Annotated in this window: 12 protein-coding genes and 2 pseudogenes; all 14 read right to left on the bottom strand. The window is 62.9% G+C overall.

The genetic code is table 11. The features are described 5' to 3' along the window. Window positions 1-168: 168 nt before the first annotated feature. Window positions 169-1,506, bottom strand: a pseudogene (locus ABIF91_RS28580) (PHA/PHB synthase family protein); the annotation flags it as partial. Window positions 1,507-1,593: 87 nt separating this feature from the next. Continuing rightward, window positions 1,594-2,361 (bottom strand): IS21-like element IS1631 family helper ATPase IstB, encoded by a 768-nt coding sequence (gene istB, locus ABIF91_RS28575; protein ID WP_038952109.1) that lies wholly within the window; start codon window positions 2,359-2,361, stop codon window positions 1,594-1,596. A 4-nt stretch (window positions 2,362-2,365) separates the two neighbouring features. Further along, window positions 2,366-4,123: an IS21-like element IS1631 family transposase gene (istA, locus tag ABIF91_RS28570; protein WP_100214066.1), complete on the bottom strand. Its 1,758-nt coding sequence runs from the start codon at window positions 4,121-4,123 to the stop codon at window positions 2,366-2,368. 66 nt (window positions 4,124-4,189) lie between these two features. Then, window positions 4,190-4,603, bottom strand: coding sequence for a hypothetical protein (locus ABIF91_RS28565; protein ID WP_424579518.1), 414 nt, complete (start codon window positions 4,601-4,603; stop codon window positions 4,190-4,192). Between the two features lie 133 nt (window positions 4,604-4,736). Then, window positions 4,737-6,113 carry a sigma-54-dependent transcriptional regulator gene (locus tag ABIF91_RS28560; RefSeq protein ID WP_028179468.1) on the bottom strand — a complete coding sequence of 459 codons (1,377 nt, stop codon included), beginning with the start codon at window positions 6,111-6,113 and terminating at the stop codon, window positions 4,737-4,739. Then, on the bottom strand, window positions 6,103-7,959 hold the full coding sequence (locus ABIF91_RS28555; RefSeq protein WP_424579517.1) for a sensor histidine kinase: 1,857 nt from the start codon (window positions 7,957-7,959) through the stop codon (window positions 6,103-6,105). The genes ABIF91_RS28560 and ABIF91_RS28555 overlap by 11 nt, the downstream gene beginning before the upstream one ends. Before the next feature lie 31 nt (window positions 7,960-7,990). Beyond that, on the bottom strand, window positions 7,991-8,995 hold the full coding sequence (locus ABIF91_RS28550) for a cytochrome d ubiquinol oxidase subunit II (RefSeq protein WP_085966479.1): 1,005 nt from the start codon (window positions 8,993-8,995) through the stop codon (window positions 7,991-7,993). Beyond that, the gene (locus ABIF91_RS28545) at window positions 8,992-10,383 is read right to left on the bottom strand and encodes a cytochrome ubiquinol oxidase subunit I (protein ID WP_424579826.1); all 1,392 of its coding nucleotides are present in this window, start codon (window positions 10,381-10,383) and stop codon (window positions 8,992-8,994) included. Before ABIF91_RS28545 ends, ABIF91_RS28550 begins: the two co-directional genes overlap by 4 nt. A 42-nt stretch (window positions 10,384-10,425) precedes the next feature. Next, complete coding sequence (locus ABIF91_RS28540; protein ID WP_028179472.1) at window positions 10,426-11,748, bottom strand: NAD(P)/FAD-dependent oxidoreductase; 1,323 nt, start codon at window positions 11,746-11,748, stop codon at window positions 10,426-10,428. A gap of 50 nt (window positions 11,749-11,798) precedes the next feature. Continuing rightward, window positions 11,799-14,075, bottom strand: coding sequence for an NADP-dependent malic enzyme (locus ABIF91_RS28535; RefSeq protein WP_028179473.1), 2,277 nt, complete (start codon window positions 14,073-14,075; stop codon window positions 11,799-11,801). A gap of 68 nt (window positions 14,076-14,143) precedes the next feature. Beyond that, window positions 14,144-14,566 carry a TIGR01841 family phasin gene (gene phaP / locus ABIF91_RS28530; RefSeq protein WP_035694376.1) on the bottom strand — a complete coding sequence of 141 codons (423 nt, stop codon included), beginning with the start codon at window positions 14,564-14,566 and terminating at the stop codon, window positions 14,144-14,146. A 33-nt stretch (window positions 14,567-14,599) separates the two neighbouring features. After that, window positions 14,600-14,935, bottom strand: a complete 336-nt coding sequence (locus ABIF91_RS28525) for an acyl-CoA thioesterase (RefSeq protein WP_244430954.1) — start codon at window positions 14,933-14,935, stop codon at window positions 14,600-14,602. A 54-nt stretch (window positions 14,936-14,989) separates the two neighbouring features. Continuing rightward, window positions 14,990-15,715 carry an acetoacetyl-CoA reductase gene (gene phbB / locus ABIF91_RS28520; RefSeq protein ID WP_028179476.1) on the bottom strand — a complete coding sequence of 242 codons (726 nt, stop codon included), beginning with the start codon at window positions 15,713-15,715 and terminating at the stop codon, window positions 14,990-14,992. Window positions 15,716-15,831: 116 nt separating this feature from the next. Then, window positions 15,832-16,990, bottom strand: a pseudogene (locus tag ABIF91_RS28515) (acetyl-CoA C-acetyltransferase). Between the last annotated feature and the right edge of the window lie 13 nt (window positions 16,991-17,003).

Here is a 17,003-nt window from a genome sequence, read left to right as displayed (position 1 = left end):
ACAGGAGCGCGCTACCGCCTTTCCCCACACCGACAAAACCTCCGACATCTCATCCGGTCTCCTAGCCTAGTCTAACGCGGCTCTTCCCGGAAAGCGTATCGGCGAAAGTCGAGGGAGAAACTGGCAGGACGTCATTCTCGCTCGCGGGCCCGCGTACCGGGCCGATCTTCAGACCGCTTTCGCCTTCACGTATCGACCGGGGGCAGATTCGCCTGGCGGATAGAGGTTGTTGCCGAGTTGGGTGCGGGCCGGCAGTTGCTCTCCCGACCGCGGCTTGAGCCAAGCGATCCAATCGTTCCACCAGCTGCCCGGCTTCTCGTCCGCACCCGCCAGCCACGTCGCCGGCTCATCGCAGCGCTGGTCCGAAACCCAATAGCTCCGCTTGTTCTTCGATGCCGGATTGATCACGCCGGCAATGTGCCCGCTCGCACCGAGAACAAAGCGGGTGTCGCCGCGAAACAGGCCTGTCGTGCGGTAGGCGGACCGCCAGGGCACGATGTGATCCTCAACGGTCGCCAGAACGTAAGCTGGCAAATCCACCCGCCCTAGATCCACCGGTGTGCCGCACATCGTCAATTTGCGCGGATGCCGCAGATTGTTCTCCAGATACATGTTGCGGATGTACCAGCAATACATGGGGCCGGGCAGATTGGTGACATCCGCGTTCCAGAACAGGAGATCGAAGCGCTCGGGCGGCTTTCCCTTCAAGTAATGGTTGACCACATTCGGCCATATCAGTTCTTTCGAACGCAGGGTCTGGAAGACGAACCCCAGTTCTGCGCCGCGATAGATACCGCCATTGCCGATGGTCTGCTCGCGTTGGCGTACGCTCTCTTCATCCACGAACACGCCGAGATCGCCCGGCTCGCGGAAATCGAGCATGGTGGTCAGCAGGGTGACGCTCGCGACCTTTTCGTCGCCGCGCGTCCGCAGGATTGCGAGCGCCGACGACAGGATGGTGCCTCCGACACACCAGCCGACGACATTGATCTTGTCGGCACCCGAGATCGATTGGACGATCTCGATGGCCCGCATCGCACCGTGTTCGACATAGTCATCCCAGCGAAAATGCCCGCAGGAAGCGTCTGGATTGCGCCAGGACACCACGAACACGGTCTGGCCGTGCTCAACGGCAAACCGGACGAAGGAATTGGCCGGCTGCAGGTCCAGGATATAGAACTTGTTGATGCAGGGCGGCACGATCAGCAAGGGCCGTGCGGCCACCTGCTCGGTTGCCGGCTCGTATTGAATGAGCTGAAACAGCTCGTTCTCGAACACGACAGCGCCTTTGGACGTCGCAACGTCCTTTCCGACTTCGAATGCCGTCTCGTCCGTGATGGTCAAATTGCCCTTGCCCAGATCCGCCACCAGATTGTCCAGGCCGGTCTTGAGGCTCTGACCATCGGTATCGGTCGCCAACTTGATCACATCGGGATTGGTGGCGATGAAATTGGTCGGGCTCATCGCTTCGACGAGTTGGCGCGTGAAGAAGCGCAGCCGATTTTTTTCCTTTTCTTCCCCCGCGGGTCACTTCAAATTCCTCCGGGTGTGGTCAGTCAAATTCCTCCACCCGCGAGGCAGGACAAGGGACTGTTAGTTTGAGTTTGTTTCCCGGGCAAGAGCTTCAGCGGCTTCTTTGAGCCGATAGCTGCGTCCGTCGAACTCAAGCAGATGGCAATGATGCATAAGGCGATCGAGGATCGTCGTGCTCATAGTGTTGTCCCCAAGGTATGCCCCCCAATCCTGCACGACGCGATTGGAGGTGACGATGACGCTGCGGCGCAGTTTGTAACGCTGATGGATCAGGGTCTGCAGCAAAGTGCCGGCGTCGTCGGGGATGGCGCGTGCGAGGAATAGATCGTCCAGCACGAGGAGATCGCAGTCGATGATGGTTCGCAGCCGGACCTCGCGTTGTGCCGGAGAGTTCAGGGCGTAGCGGTGGAAGAAGTCGTCGGTCTCAAGATACTGGACCTTGTGGCTTTGCAGGATCGCCTGATAGGCAATCGCCTTGGCGATGTGCGACTTCCCGGTGCCAGGTTTGCCAACAAGCAGAGCGTTCTCGCCAGCGGCAATGAACGCCAGGGTGTGGAGCTGGAAGCAGGTCTGACGTGGCAGTTTGGGATTGAAGGACCAGTCGAACTCGGCGAGCGTCAGCTTTTCGTCGAGCCCGGATTGCTGGTATCGCCGCTCGATAAGACGGGACTGACGACGGTCCAGTTCATCCTGCAGGATAAGGGAGAAGGTCTCGAGGAAGGGCTGGTTGGCGCCCTGCGCCTGGAGCACGCGCGTCTGCAGCGTGTCGCGGACACCCGACAGGCGCAGCTGTCGTAGGCAACGCTCAATTTCCGGCATGGTCATCATGTGGCTAGGTCTCCAGTTTAAGGTGAGAAGGTGCAGCGGGAGCGCTCGTGGCGCCGGAGTTGGCCGGGGTTGCGCAGGCGACACGAGCGCGGATTGCCGTGGCGTGATCGTCGTGAGCCTCGGCCTGCCGACCATTGTCGTCGGCGTCGCGCCGCACAGCGCGGCTGAAGAGGTCGCCGTATTCCGCGGGGGTACGGATCAGCGGATGATCCTGGGTGAGCGGCGATGCCGGCTGTGGCGTCACTCCAACCTGCTCGATCGCCTGTTCGAACAACCGCTCGACGGTCGCACGCACGTGCTTGTAGCGGTAGATGCGGTTGTCGATGGCGTGCGCGCAGGCCTGCTCGACCAGCCGCGCCGGATACTTCCGGCCCAGCCCGACAATGCCCCACATCGCGCGCTGTCCGGGGCGCCCTTCGGTGTCGAACACCTGCTGGCACAAGGCCCTGGTCTGCGGTCCGATGCGCTCGGCGCTCGCCAGCAGCACGGCGGTTTGCCGCGACGGGTTGAACGGCCGTTCGCTGGTCGGCAGGACGACAGAACCGGGGTGCGCCATCCGGGAATGAACACGCAGCAGCGCACGGGTGTGGCGATCACGGATCTCGATCGTGGTGGTGTAGATGCGCACGACGACCTGGCTGCCGATCGGCGCGGGCCGCGCGGCGTAATAGCTGTTGTCGACGCGTACGGTGGTGTCGTCGCAGACAGTCCGGACGACTTCGGTGAAGATGCGGAAGGGAGCGACAGGCAGCGGCCGCAGGTGCGGCTTCTCTTCCTGGAACATCGCCTCGACCTGACGGCGCGTGCTGCCGTGGATGCGTTTGGAAGCCCAGTTCTCCTCCCAGTGCCTCAAGAACTCGTTTTGCGCCTCCAGCGTCTCGAAGCGCCGTCCGGCCAGCGCAGTGCCCTGGGTATGTTGAATCGCATTCTCGACGCATCCTTTCCGATTTGGATCGGCCACGCGCGCGGGATCGGCGACCACGGCGTAATGAGCCAGCATCGCGCTGTAAATCGGGTTGAGCTGGGGCTCGTACAAATCCGGCTTGAGGACGCCTTCCTTCAGGTTGTCGAGCACGACATAGCTGGGGACCCCGCCAAAATACCGGAACGCCTCTTCGTGGAGCTGCGCCCAGACTTGTTGGCTGGACTTCCAGACTACCCGCCGGAAGCTGCGCCGCGAGTAGCGTAGCGTCATCACGAACAGGCGGGGACGACGGTACCGCCCGCTCTTCGGATCAACCGTCGGCGCGCCCTCGCCATAGTCGACCTGAGCTTCCTCGCCGGGGAGGAACTCAAGACGATCAAACTGCTCAGGATCAGCGTGCCGCAACCGGCGCACAAACCGCTTGACACTCTGGTAGCTGGACGGAAAGCCAAATTGATCAACCAGGTCCTGGTAAATCGCCTGCGCGTTCCGCTTCAGCCGGACCTGTTCTTCGATCCACGTCCGATGCGCTTCGCAAGCCGAACGGGCCAGGCTGCTGGTGACCGTCGCTTCCGATGTCCCAAAAGCCGGTGGTCGGGGTGGAGGAATTTGGCCGTCCGCGCTCACCGAGCCGGTGGTCACTTCCCCGGGGGAATTTGCCTCCGCACCGGCCCGCAGCGCCTGATAACGCCGGATCGTCTTGCGATCGACACCCGTCAGCCGGTGAATCTCGCGCTGGCTGGTGTTGCGATCAAGTAATGTAAGTACGGTGCTTTGCAGATGTCGCTTCAAGACGTTCAACTCCCCGGCCCCTTGCTGGCTAAAGGGGTCGAACATAAACGTCCTGCCTGACCGGCTACTGCTGTTCAGCGGCGCTGACGGCGATCATCAGGTGGGGGAGTTTCAAGTGACCATACCCGGGGGATTTTGACCGACCCACGGGGCTTCCATCTCCAGGGCTTCGACAAAGTCGGTGCAGTAGCGCGAATTCAACAGGTAGGATTGCTTAAACAGGCTGTAGAGCGGACTCGCCCGCCACTCCGTGCTGCTGAACCTGCGGTCGCCGCGCGCTGGTTCGACGCCCCCATCGGCCTGCCCACCTGCCGCGGAGGTCATGAAGTGCTCTGTGAGTTGGTACAGGCCCTTCAGATAGTCGGCCTGCAACCCGGCGACTCGTCCTGAAGACGCCAGAGACGAGCTGATCGCCGCGCCGTCGCGTTCATCGCTTGCCGGCCACCCCAGCGATCGCCACAAGCTCGCGCCCGCCTTCGCGAACGCGTCGACGAACTCATCAGGCATATTGAATGGCCGATCCATTGGATTTCCCTCACTCTGCAACCACGATGATGTATTGCGTTTCGACCGGGCGGCTTCTATTCGGCGCCCTTTTCATTCTTCGCCGTGCGCATGCCACATCCGCCTGCCCGCACGGCACGATTGCCCGGGAACGTCAGGTTCCGGAGCGAACGATCGACCCTTCGCGGATGCCATCGACGTTCACGGCGAGCCGCTTGATCTTGTCGTACAAGGTCTGCTTCGGAATGCCCAAAAGCGTTGCGGTTGCCTGCACGTCGCCCTGCTTGCGCCGCAGCGCGTCCTCGATGATCGATCGCTCGATGTTCTCGAGCTGTCGCGGCAACGACAGATCCGACGTGCCAAACCCCGATTTGTTGATCGCCTTGCCGTCGAGGACCCCCAGCACGAATCGGTCGGCGACATTGCGAAGCTCGCGTACATTTCCGGGCCAGAAATAGGCCAGCAGAGCGGACATCGTCTGCTCCTCCAAGATCGGCGCATCACGTTCGAACCGCCTCGCGGCGTCCAGCGTGAAATGCTCGAACAACAGGGGAATGTCTTCACGGCGCTCGCGAAGCGGGGGGAGTTCGATGAAAGCGACGCCGAGGCGGTAATAGAGATCGGCGCGAAACAGCTTTTTTTCGCTCAACTCGAACAAATTCGTCTTGCTCGCGGCGACCACCCGGCAATCCACCGCGATCGGCTTGTTGGTTCCGACGCGCTCGATCGACCGGTCCTGCAACGACCGGAGCAACTTCACTTGAACGCTCAGCGGCATGCTCTCGATTTCGTCGAGAAAAAGCGTTCCGCCATTGGCATACTCGATCTTGCCAATGCGCTGGCGGGTGGCTCCGGTGAAGGCTCCGACTTCGTGGCCGAACAGCTCGCTCTCGACCAACGATTCAGGCAGGCCGCCGCAATTGACGGCGACGTAATTGCCGGCGCGCCGCCCACTGTGATTGTGCAGGCAACGCGCAACCACATCCTTGCCGGTGCCGGTCTCGCCGTAGATCGTCACGTCGACATTGGTCGATGCCAGAGTGGAGACCAGCCTGCGCACTTCCTGGATCTGCGGCGACCGGCCGAGCAGGCTCGCCTCGATCGCCTGGCGGTCCGACAGCGCGGACCGCAGCGAGCGAACCTCGAGAGTTAGGCGTCTCTTTTCGGCCGCCCTTCGTACGACGGATACGAGTTGCTCGGATGAGCACGGCTTCTCGATGAAGTCGTAGGCACCGTTTCGCATCGCCTGCACGGCCATTGAGATATCGCCGTGTCCGGTGATCAGGATCACGGGCAGGTCCGGATCCAGCCTGCGCAGATCGGCCTGCCAATCCAGGCCGCTCTTCCCGCGCAGCCGCACGTCACAGACCACGACAAAGGGCATGTCGGCGCGCACGGATGCGTTGGCGGTCTCGACCGCGGCGAAGCCCGAGACCGAGAATCCCGCTAGTTCGAGCGCCTGGACGCCGCCGATGCGGACGTCCTCGTCGTCCTCGACGTAGATCACGCCAATGGATTGGTCATCGCCCATGCGAAGCCGCCTCTGTCATCTCGGCCAAGGGAAGGATCACGACAAATTCGGCGCCATCAGGAAGATTTCGGCCGTGCAGTGCGCCGCCAAAAGAACGCGCAATGTGGTTGGACAGCATCAGGCCGAGACCGAGGCCCTTGCCCGCGGGCTTGGTCGTCACGAACGGCTCGAACATACGCCTAAGGACGTCGGGGGCGATTGAGGGCCCGCTATTGCTGATGGCGATGCGGCAGCGGGCGGCATGCCCCTCCTCCCTGGTGGCCCGGATCACAATCGACTTTCGTTCGACGCCCTCGACCGCATCGAGCGCGTTCGCCACGATGTTGCACAGCAGTTGCTCGAGCCTCGTCTGGTCGGCAACGACATTAAGGTCGGCCTCGATATTCGTGGCGACGCTGACGCCACTCTCCTTGATGCGCGCGGCGAATATCTTGAGCGTCTCGCTCACGGCCTGTTCGACCGAAATCGCGCCAAGGGGACTGCTTGACTTGTAGGCGAAAACCCTGAGCTGGCCGGTCAGCCGCCCGAGCCGGCGTACCAGCTCACCGATCCGGGTGAGGTTGCCGCGAGCGTCGGCGATCGAGCCGCGATCGACGAGGAGGACAGCGTTGTCGGCTGCCGTCTGCAGCGCAGCCAGGGGCTGATTCAGTTCATGCACAATGCCAGCCGACATCTGTCCGAGGGCCGCCAGCTTGCCGGCATGAACCAGCTCATCCTGCGCCGCGCGCAGCTCGGCGGTTCGTTCCTGCACCCTGGTCTCGAGCATGTCGTGCGCCGCCTGCAATGCGGCCTGGTTGGCCAAGCGTTGCCTCATCTCTCTGCGCCGTTGCACCACGAGCCCCAGCGCCAGCAAGCCAACGACGGAGGCAAGCCCCGACAGCGTGCCGATCATCAGGGCCGTCTGCCGGATTGGCGCCTCGTCATCGAGGAGGACGAGCTTCCAGAGGCCCCGATTGATCGGAAGCTCGCTGATTGTATAGGCCGTTCCATTGCCGGTCGCGACGCGTGCCGCCCCGCCTTCCGATCGCGCGACGACGGTCCAATCGAGTGGCGTCAGATTGTAATCCGCATAAGGCTTGGACCGCGCAATATCGTCGAGAATCTCGCGCGACAGCGCCGCGATCGGGCGATAGCGCCACGCCTCGCGCGAGGCGAGGATCGTCACGCCCCGTTCGTCGAGGAGAAGTGCGTCGCCGGGAAGGTCGCGCCATCCGCGCTCGAACGAATCCAGATTGATCTTGACGATGGCGATCCCCTTGGTGGCCCCGCCCTCCTTCAGGGCGTAGGAGAGATAATAGCCGGCGCGTGCACTGGTGATGCCGACACCGAAAAACGCGCCCCGACCACGCGCGAGTGCCTCGCTCACATAGGGGCGATACGAGAGATTGCGGCCGACCGGCGTGCCGGCGTCATCGAAGTCGGCTGCGGCCAAGGCTTCACCCGAGACGCTGAGAACGTAAAGATTGTCAGCCCCGGCAAGCAGGTTGATCGACTTCAGATACATGCTGACCGATTGCTGCAGCGGGGGATCGGCGGGATCGCCGAGCAACTTGAAGACGCTCGGCGATGTCTCCAGCAGCGACGGCAAATATTCAAATCTGGATAAATAACCGTCGAGCCTCGCGGCTTCCACCGCAAGCCGCTGCTGAGCGGCAACGTGCAGATGGCCAAGTCCCCGTTGGAACGCCAGGGCGTATCCGAGCCACGAAGCGGCTGTGACCAAGGCGAGAGCAACTATTCCGCGAACAAGCCAACGCATGGAGCTGGGCGCGGTCGAACCGACTTCAGACCTCCTTTTGAGGCTCACCGGGAATGGAATCTCCGTCATCTTGTCGACCAGGACCAACCGAGGAGCGTCGGCCATGGCAAACGATGGCTCACGCATAGTCCAACTCTATGGTTTTGCCCCGGAATACGCGATAGGAAAATCCGGTATAGGCGACGATGACGGGCAGCGTGAGACAGACCCCGATCAGGATGATCTTAAGCGAATCCGGGCTGCTGGCAGCCTCCCAAACCGTGAGCCTGTCGATCACCACGAAGGGATAGATACTGTAGCTGAGGCCGAGAAAGCTCAGCAAGAAAACCAGCACGAGCAAGGCGAACGGCAGCCAGCAGAGCGCGCCGCGCACCGCGGACGAGCCGAGCACCACGCGTACGGTCACGAGCGCAATCCCCGCGGTCACCGGGATCGATGCCACGGCAATGATTGCCGGCAAGGTGAACCACCGCTCGCGAACGGTCTCGCTGATCCACGGAGTTGCCATGGAAATCAGGATCAGGCCAAGGACCATGGGCGGCCAGGCGATCTTGCTCCACTCGATCGCCTTGCCCTGCAGTGCGCCATCCGTCTTCATCACCAGCCACGTGGCGCCGAGCAGCGCGTAGGCCATCGGCAGCGCGACTGCGATGGCGCCGGCAAAGATCGGATAGTTCCAGCCCTGGCCGAAACCGCTGATATAGCGGCCAAGCATCCAGCCCTGGCAGACGGAGGCAAGCATTGAGCCCGCGATGAACAGGCGGTCCCACATCACCTTGCGGCTGGCCCTGGCCTTGACCCTGAAATCGAAGGCTGCGCCGCGCAGGATCAGGCCGACCAGCATGAGCGTGGTCGGCAGGTATAGCTCCGACAGCACCAGTCCATGGGCCTTCGGGAATGCAATCAGCAGAAGACCGACGCCCAGCACCAGCCAGGTCTCGTTGGCGTCCCAGAACGGACCGATGGACGCAACCATCGTGTCCCGCTCCTCGGGGGTGGCCCGGTGCATCAGCATGCCGACGCCGAGATCGTATCCGTCGCTCACGACATAGACGAGCAGTGACACGCCCATCAAGCCGACGAAGATCAGCGGCAGCAATTCATCGAACGACATCGAAGTCATGCGAATTCCCCCTGGCGCTGGTATGGCTGCGGCTCCCCCGGCAGGCCGGCCGGCGCGCCGGCATACGACTTCTTGTCGGCGGTCTCGGCCATGTATTTGAGCACGCCGATATAGGAGGCGAGCAACGCAAGATAGAGCGCGATATAGAGGGAGAATGTCACTGCGATGCTCGATGACGGGACCCGCGAAGCGACATCCGCGGTTCGAACCAGACCGGAGACGATGAAGGGCTGCCGGCCGATCTCCGTGACGTACCATCCGGCTATGGTCGCAACCCAGCCGGCAAAGGTCATGCCCGCAAATATCCGCAGCATCGGCCGCGGCATTTTGGCGACATCCCAGCCGTCGCACCAATGGCGCCACAGGCCGATCCAGCTGACGAGCAGCATCAATATGCCGGTGCCCACCATGATGCGAAACGACCAGAACAGCGGCAGGACCGGCGGATGAGCGGATGGAAACTCGTTCAGCCCCTTGAGCTCCCCGTCGGGATCGTGCCGGAGGATCAGGCTCGCGAGCTTCGGCACCGCCAGCTCGAAACGGTTCGTTTTCGCCGCATCATCCGGGATCGCGAACAGCAGCAGCGGCGCACCGCGCGTAGTTTCCCAAATGCCCTCGACCGCCGCGATCTTCTGCGGCTGATATTTGAGCGTATTGAGCCTGTGAAAGTCGCCCGCCACCATCTGTGCCGGCGCCGCCAGCGCGGCCAGGATCAGCCCGGTCCGCAGCACCCGTGACGCACTGGTGGTCGCGACGCCTTTCAGCAGCTGCCAGGCGCTGATCCCGATCAACAGGAATGCACAGGTCAGCGCGGATGCGAGCACCATGTGGACCAGGCGATAGGGGAATGAAGGATTGAAGACGATCTCCAGCCAGCTGCGGGCGTGAAACTGCCCGCCCACGATCTCGTAGCCGGCAGGTGTCTGCATCCACGAATTGAGAGCCAGGATCCAGAAGGCACTCATCAGCGTGCCGAACGCGACGAGGATGGTCGCACCGAGGTGAACCATCTCACCGACCCGGCGATGGCCGAACAGCATGACGCCGAGGAAGCCCGCCTCAAGGAAGAACGCGGTCAGCACCTCATAGCCGAGCAGCGGGCCGGCGATGTTGCCGACGCGCTCCATGTAGCCCGGCCAGTTGGTGCCGAACTGGAAGCTCATGGTGACGCCGCTGACGACGCCGAGCGCGAATGTCAGGGCGAACACCTTCGTCCAATGACGGTAGGCGCGAAGCCAGTCGAGCTTCTGCTCCGGATCGGTCGCGCGCAGGTACTTGAACCTGAAGAACAGAAGCATCCAGCCGAGCGCGATCGAAATCGACGGGAACAGAATATGGAAGGTGATGTTGGCGGCGAATTGCATGCGCGCAAGGAAAACGGCGTCCATCAACATTCCTCCCGGTCCACGCAGGCCCTGCGTGGCCAATCGTCAATGCAGCTTCACATGCGGCTCGGTGCGCCGGGTGATCAGCCGGGCCAGCGTGTCGAGCGCGACCTTGACCGAACCATGCAGCGCGTGTTCGTGCATCTTGTAGAGCGACAGGTACATCATCCGCGCGAACAGGCCTTCGAACACGAGGCTGCCGCCCACCAGCGCACCCATCATCGAGCCGACCGTGCTGAATTCGCCAAGCGATACCAGCGATCCGAAGTCCCGATAGCGATATTCTTTCAGCGGGTCGCCCCGAAGATAGCGCGGGATCTGCGAATAAAGATGGGACGCCTGCTGATGCGCCGCCTGCGCGCGCGGCGGGACGTTGCCGCGCTCGCCCCATGAGCAGGCCGAGCAATCGCCGATGGCAAAGATGCTGTCGTCGCCCGTCGTCTGCAATGTCGGCCGCACCACGAGCTGGTTGATGCGATTGGTCTCGAGGCCCGCGATATCCTTCAGGAAGTCGGGCGCCTTGACCCCGGCCGCCCAGACGATCAGTTCGGCGGGGATGGTCCGGCCGTCTGTCAGGCTCACGCGGTCGGAACCCACCTCGGAGACTTTGGCCCCGGTCAGCACATTGACCCCGAGCCTGGCGAGCAGCTTCTCCGTCTCCTTCGAGACCCGTTCGGGCAGCGCGGGAAGCACCCGATCGGCGGCTTCGATCAAGGTGATTCTGATGTCTTTCTGCGGATCGACCTGGTCGAGGCCATACGCCACCACCTCCCGCGTCGTCCTGTGGAGCTCGGCGGCCAGCTCGACACCGGTGGCCCCGGCGCCGATGATCGCGACCTTGAGCTGGTGCGTTCCCAACGGCGCCGACTGGGCATGGGCGCGGATGCAGGCGTTGACCATGCGCTCGTGAAACCGCCGCGCATCGAGCTGCGATTCCAGCTTGATCGCATGATCGGCGACGCCGCGCGTACCGAAATCGTTGTTCTGGCTTCCGACGGCCACCACAAGGACGTCATAGTCGAAGGTCCGCTTCGGAGTGACTTCCCGGCCTTCGGAATCGAGATAGGGCGCGACCTGCACTTGGCGCTTGTCCCGGTCGATCCCGATCATCTCGCCAATGCGGTAGCGGAAGCCGTGCCAATAGGACTGCGCGAGATAGTCGACCTCGTGAGCGGAGATATCCATGCTGCCGGCTGCGATCTCGTGCAGCTTCGGCTTCCACACATGGGTGCGGTTTCGCTCGATCAGCGTGACGTCGAGCTTACCCTTGCGTCCGTATTTGTCGCCGAGGCGCGTCGCAAGCTCCAGTCCGCCGGCTCCGCCGCCGACGATAACAATCCGGGGTTTTCCCAATTGCGGCTTACCCATGATGGCCTCGACCAAGCGCGCTCACAACGCGTCCAAGAATATCCTCCAGATCAGGCCCTCTCGGACACCGCATCCGCGACAGCGACCGCCGCCATGTTCACGATGCGCCGGACGGTGGACGATGGCGTGAGGATATGGGCCGGCTTCGCCGCGCCGAGCAGGATGCCGCCGACCGTCAGTCCCTGCCCCGCCGCCATCCTGAGCAAATTGTAGGAGATGTTGGCGGCGTCGAGGTTTGGCATCACCAGAACGTTCGCCGGCCCCTCGAAGCCGGAATCCGGAAACTCGTGATGCAGCACGGACGGCGACAATGCAGCATCGCCGCGCATCTCGCCTTCGACCGCGAGATCGGGAGATCGCGCAAGAATGATGGCCCGCGCTTCCCGCATCTTGTGCGCTTCGGGAACCGCGGAGCTTCCGAAGCTCGAATGAGACAGCAACGCGACCCGAGGGGTAATACCAAATCGGCTCACCTCCGCCGCGGCCATCAGAGCGATGTCGGCGACCTGTTCGGCGGTCGGATTGAGATTGCAGTGGGTGTCGCAGATGAAGAGCTGATGCTGCTGCAGGATCAGCATCTGCATCACGGCGAGCGTCCGCACGCCCTCGCGCGGCCCAATCACGTTGCGGATCGCTGCCAGGTGATCGGAGGTCCTGCCGATGACCCCGCATAGCATCGCATCGCCGAGACCTCTTTCGAGCAGGATCGAGGCAAGTACGGTCGCGTTGCTGCGCGTCTCCGAGAGCGCCAGGGCGGACGACACGCCGTCACGCTTTCTGCGCGCGTGGTAGACATCTGCGCATTGGGAATAGACCCCAGAATCGAGCGGATCGATGATCTCGCAGTCGCTCCCGGGCATGAGCCGGAGACCGAAGGACTTGATCCGCTCCTCGATGATCGACGGACGGCCGACCAGCAAGGGCCTTGCGATCCGCTCGTCGACGACCACCTGTGCCGCGCGCAGGATGCGCTCATCTTCACCCTCGGCCAGCAGAAGCGACTTGCCGCTTCCCTTCGCCACCGAGAAGACCGGCTGCATCGCGTTGCCGGAATGGTAGACGAATCGGCTCAGCTGCTGGCGATAGGCCTCCATGTCCGCGATCGGGCGCCTGGCGACGCCGCTGTCGGCCGCGGCCTTGGCAACCGCGGGCGCCACGACTTCGATCAGCCTGGGGTCGAGCGGCTTTGGAATGAGGTAGTTGCGGCCAAAGCGAAGCTCCTCTCCCTTATACGCAACGGCGACCACCTCCGGCACTTCCGCCATCGCCAGATCCGCCAGCGCACGCACTGTCGCGAGCTTCATCTCCTCATTGATGGTGGTCGCTCCGCAGTCGAGCGCGCCTCTGAAGATGAAGGGAAAGCAGAGCACGTTGTTGATCTGGTTGGGATAGTCGGACCGCCCCGTGCCGATGATCGCATCCGGGCGGACCGCCAGCGCATCTTCCGGCATGATCTCGGGAATCGGGTTGGCCATGGCAAAGATCAGCGGATCGCGTGCCATCCGCTTGATCATGTCCTGCGTCAGCACCTTGCCGGCCGACAGACCCAGAAAGATATCCGCATCCTGGATGATCTCGTCGAGCTTTCGCGCCTCGGTTTTCACTGCATAGCGCGCCTTGTTGTCGTCCATGCCTTCCGTGCGGCCGGCATAGACCACGCCTTTCGCGTCGGTGACGATGATTCGATCCTGCGGCAGGCCGAGGCTGACAATGAGATCAAGACATGCCAGCGCCGCAGCGCCGGCGCCGGAGCAGACCAGCTTGACGTCAGCGATATCCTTCTTGACCAGCTTCAATCCGTTGAGGATTGCCGCCGCCGCGATGATCGCGGTGCCGTGCTGGTCGTCATGGAAGACCGGAATCTTCATGCGCTTGCGGAGCTGTTGCTCGATGTAGAAGCACTCCGGCGCCTTGATGTCCTCCAGGTTGATGCCGCCGAAGGTCGGCTCCATCCTGGCGATGGTTTCGATCAAGGCGTCGGGATCCTCCTCGGCGAGCTCGATGTCGAACACATCGATGCCAGCGAACTTCTTGAACAGGCACGCCTTGCCTTCCATGACGGGCTTGCCCGCCAGAGCTCCGATATTGCCGAGCCCAAGCACGGCCGTGCCGTTGGTGACGACGGCGACCAGGTTGCTGCGCGCGGTCAATTGGTCCGCCTGCAACGGATCCTTGGCGATGACGAGGCAGGGCTCCGCGACGCCGGGCGAATAAGCTAGCGACAGATCGCGTTGCGTCGCCATCGCCGTGGTCGGCACGACCGAGATCTTTCCCGGCCTTGGCAGGCGATGATATTCGAGCGCGGCTTCCCTCAGATCGTGGTCCATCGTATTCCCCGTTCTTACGCTTGTTCGATGGGCTGATACGCCCTGTTGCCTCTCGCGGCCGGTCGACTTCAGGCGCCGCCGCGCGTACGCAATGCGGCCATTCCTTCCTCGAAACGCCGCCGCAATATGTCGATCGTCTGCTTCTGCTGTTCAGTTGCGGTCTCCGCGAGCTGGCGCATGTTGGCGAGCGCTGTCTCGAATCCCTGCCGCGCGATCTCGGCGCGCCGTCCCGCCACGGCTTCGTTGCCCGCCTCGGCCGCGATCGCCGTCATCGTTTCCTGGAAGACCTCGGCTTGCCGCGCCATCAGGTTTCGCCAGCTCTCATAGGCCGAGCGGTTGACCTCGATCAGGGCGTCGATGTTCTTCTTCTCCATCTCGAGCAACGCCTTCATGTCGACGCCACTGATCTGGCAGGATTCGATCAGCTTCGCGAAGTCGAGACCCGGCAGATTCCAATCGATCGTCCCTGCCTTCGGCTTTTCGTCGGACATTTCCCTCTCCATCGTTGGTCGTTTCGGCTCGTCTCAACTGGTCGGGATCGGCGCGGGTCGTCCCTCGGCATCCAGAGCGACGAAGGTGAAGATGCCCTCCGTCACCTTCACACGCTCTCCCAGGCGCCTGCGCAGCGCCCACGCCTCCAGGCGGATCGCCAGCGACGTGCGCCCGATACGCTCGGGCGAGGCGTAGACGCACAAGACGTCCCCGACATGGACCGGCTTGATGAAATGCATCGCCTCGATCGCCACCGTGGCGACACGCCCTTGCGCCCGTTGTCCGGCATGGATGCCGCCCGCAATATCCATCTGCGAGAGCACCCAGCCGCCGAAGATATCGCCGCTCGGATTTGCATCCGCCGGCATGGCGAGCGTTCGTGTCGTGAGATCCCCTCGTGGCTGGCTCGACATGGCGGCGGCTCACACCATGTGTTGACCGCCATTCGCCGATATCGTGGAGCCCGTGATGAAGCCGGCGTCGTCGGACGCCAGGAACACGACGACTCGCGCGATCTCGTGCGGCTCGCCCAAACGCCCGACGGGGATCTGCGGCAGGATGTTCTTGGCGACCACCTCCGGGTTGATCGCCTTGACCATCTCGGTCGCGATATAGCCCGGGCAGATCGTGTTGACCGTGATCCCGGCGCGCGCGCCTTCCTGGGCCAGCGCTTTCACGAAGCCGATGTCGCCCGCCTTGGCAGCGGAGTAGTTGACCTGGCCCATCTGCCCCTTCTGGCCGTTGATCGAGGAGATGCAGATAACCCGGCCGAACTTGCGCTCGCGCATCCCTTCCCATACGGGCCGGGTCATGTTGAACAGCGAGTTCAGATTGGTGTTGATGACCGCATACCATTGCTCTGGCGTCATCTTGTGGAACATGCCGTCCTTGGTGATGCCGGCGTTGTTGACGAGCACGTCCACAGGGCCGAGGTCCGCTTCAACCTGCTTCAGGCCGGCAGCGCAGGCCTCGAAGCTCGACACATCCCATTTGTAGACGTTGATGCCGGTTTCCGCCTTGAACCTGACAGCCGCTTCGTCGTTGCCGGCGTAGCTCGCAGCCACCTTGTAGCCGGCCGCCTTGAGCGCAACCGAGATCGCTTCACCTATGCCGCGCGTTCCACCGGTCACCACCGCAACTCTGTACATTATCCCCTCCTGCTTGGTTCATGTTGTATTCTCTGGCTCCAAGGAGCCTTCGCCGTGCGCTGACGGCCCGGTGGTCGTCAGCGTCTTGTTCCAGCCGAATGGATCGGCCGCCGGCCTTAGCGCTCGACCGTCAGGGCAACGCCCATGCCGCCGCCAATGCACAGCGTGGCGAGGCCTTTCCTGGCGTTGCGCTTCTGCATCTCGAACAGAAGTGTCGTCAGCACCCGCGCGCCGGAGGCGCCAATGGGATGGCCGATGGCGATTGCACCGCCGTTGACGTTCACGATCGACGGATCCCAGCCCATGTCCTTGTTGACGGCGATCGCCTGCGCCGCGAAGGCCTCGTTTGCCTCAACGAGGTCGAGGTCCTTGACCTTCCAACCGGCCTTCTCGAGCGCCTTTCGAGACGCAGGAATCGGTCCTGAGCCCATCACGGCGGGATCGACACCCGCGGTCGCCCAAGACACGATCTTGGCAAGCGGGGTGAGACCGCGCTTGCTCGCCTCTTCGGCGCTCAGCCGCACCATCGTTGATGCCCGAGGCATTGCCGGCGGTCACCGAGCCTTCCTTGTTGAACGCCGGCTTCAGCTTGGCAAGCGCGTCCTGCGTCGTGCCCGGACGGATGTATTCGTCCTGATCGACGACGATGTCACCCTTCCTGGTCTTGACGGTGACGGGAACGATCTCGTCCTTGAACCGGCCGGCCTTCTGCGCGTCCTCAGCCTTGTTCTGCGAGCTGGTGGCGAACGCATCCTGCTCTTCCCGGGTGATCTGCCATTTGGCAGCGATGTTCTCGGCGGTGACACCCATGTGATAGCCGTGGAACGCATCCATCAGGCCATCCTTCAGCATGGAGTCGATGAACTTGACGTCGCCCATCTTGGTGCCGTTGCGCAGATGCGACAAATGCGGGGCCATCGACATGGACTCCATGCCGCCCGCGACGATGACCTTGGCATCGCCATTGGCGATCTGCTGCAGCCCGAGCGCGACCGAGCGTAGGCCCGAGCCGCAGAGCTGGTTCATGCCCCACGCGGTCTTCTCCTGCGGAATGCCGGCAGCCATGGCGGCCTGCCGCGCCGGATTCTGCCCCTCGCCGCCGGCGAGGACTTGCCCGAGAATGACCTCGTCGACCTCTTCTGGCGCGACTTTGGCGCGATCGAGGGCGCCCTTGATCGCCACCGCCCCAAGCTCATGGGCGGTCAACGAACCGAACGCTCCGTTGAAGGAACCAACCGGCGTCCGAGCCGCAGAAACAATTACCACGTCCGTCATGATCAACTCCCGA

The sequence above is a fragment of the Bradyrhizobium sp. USDA 241 genome, from assembly GCF_049739505.1.
Lineage (GTDB): Bacteria > Pseudomonadota > Alphaproteobacteria > Rhizobiales > Xanthobacteraceae > Bradyrhizobium > Bradyrhizobium liaoningense.
This window is presented reverse-complemented; position numbering and strand designations above follow the sequence as displayed.

What these genes read in the sequence shown, in the direction of transcription:
- ABIF91_RS28535 (WP_028179473.1), bottom strand. Translation starts at nt 14,075, where the DNA reads ATGGACCACGATCTGAGGGAAGCCGCGCTCGAATATCATCGCCTGCCA.
- ABIF91_RS28545 (WP_424579826.1), bottom strand. Translation starts at nt 10,383, where the DNA reads ATGGACGCCGTTTTCCTTGCGCGCATGCAATTCGCCGCCAACATCACC.
- istB (WP_038952109.1), bottom strand. Translation starts at nt 2,361, where the DNA reads ATGATGACCATGCCGGAAATTGAGCGTTGCCTACGACAGCTGCGCCTG.
- ABIF91_RS28565 (WP_424579518.1), bottom strand. Translation starts at nt 4,603, where the DNA reads ATGGATCGGCCATTCAATATGCCTGATGAGTTCGTCGACGCGTTCGCG.
- ABIF91_RS28525 (WP_244430954.1), bottom strand. Translation starts at nt 14,935, where the DNA reads ATGCCGGCGGATGCAAATCCGAGCGGCGATATCTTCGGCGGCTGGGTG.
- ABIF91_RS28550 (WP_085966479.1), bottom strand. Translation starts at nt 8,995, where the DNA reads ATGACTTCGATGTCGTTCGATGAATTGCTGCCGCTGATCTTCGTCGGC.
- ABIF91_RS28540 (WP_028179472.1), bottom strand. Translation starts at nt 11,748, where the DNA reads ATGGGTAAGCCGCAATTGGGAAAACCCCGGATTGTTATCGTCGGCGGC.
- phaP (WP_035694376.1), bottom strand. Translation starts at nt 14,566, where the DNA reads ATGTCCGACGAAAAGCCGAAGGCAGGGACGATCGATTGGAATCTGCCG.
- ABIF91_RS28560 (WP_028179468.1), bottom strand. Translation starts at nt 6,113, where the DNA reads ATGGGCGATGACCAATCCATTGGCGTGATCTACGTCGAGGACGACGAG.
- phbB (WP_028179476.1), bottom strand. Translation starts at nt 15,715, where the DNA reads ATGTACAGAGTTGCGGTGGTGACCGGTGGAACGCGCGGCATAGGTGAA.
- istA (WP_100214066.1), bottom strand. Translation starts at nt 4,123, where the DNA reads ATGTTCGACCCCTTTAGCCAGCAAGGGGCCGGGGAGTTGAACGTCTTG.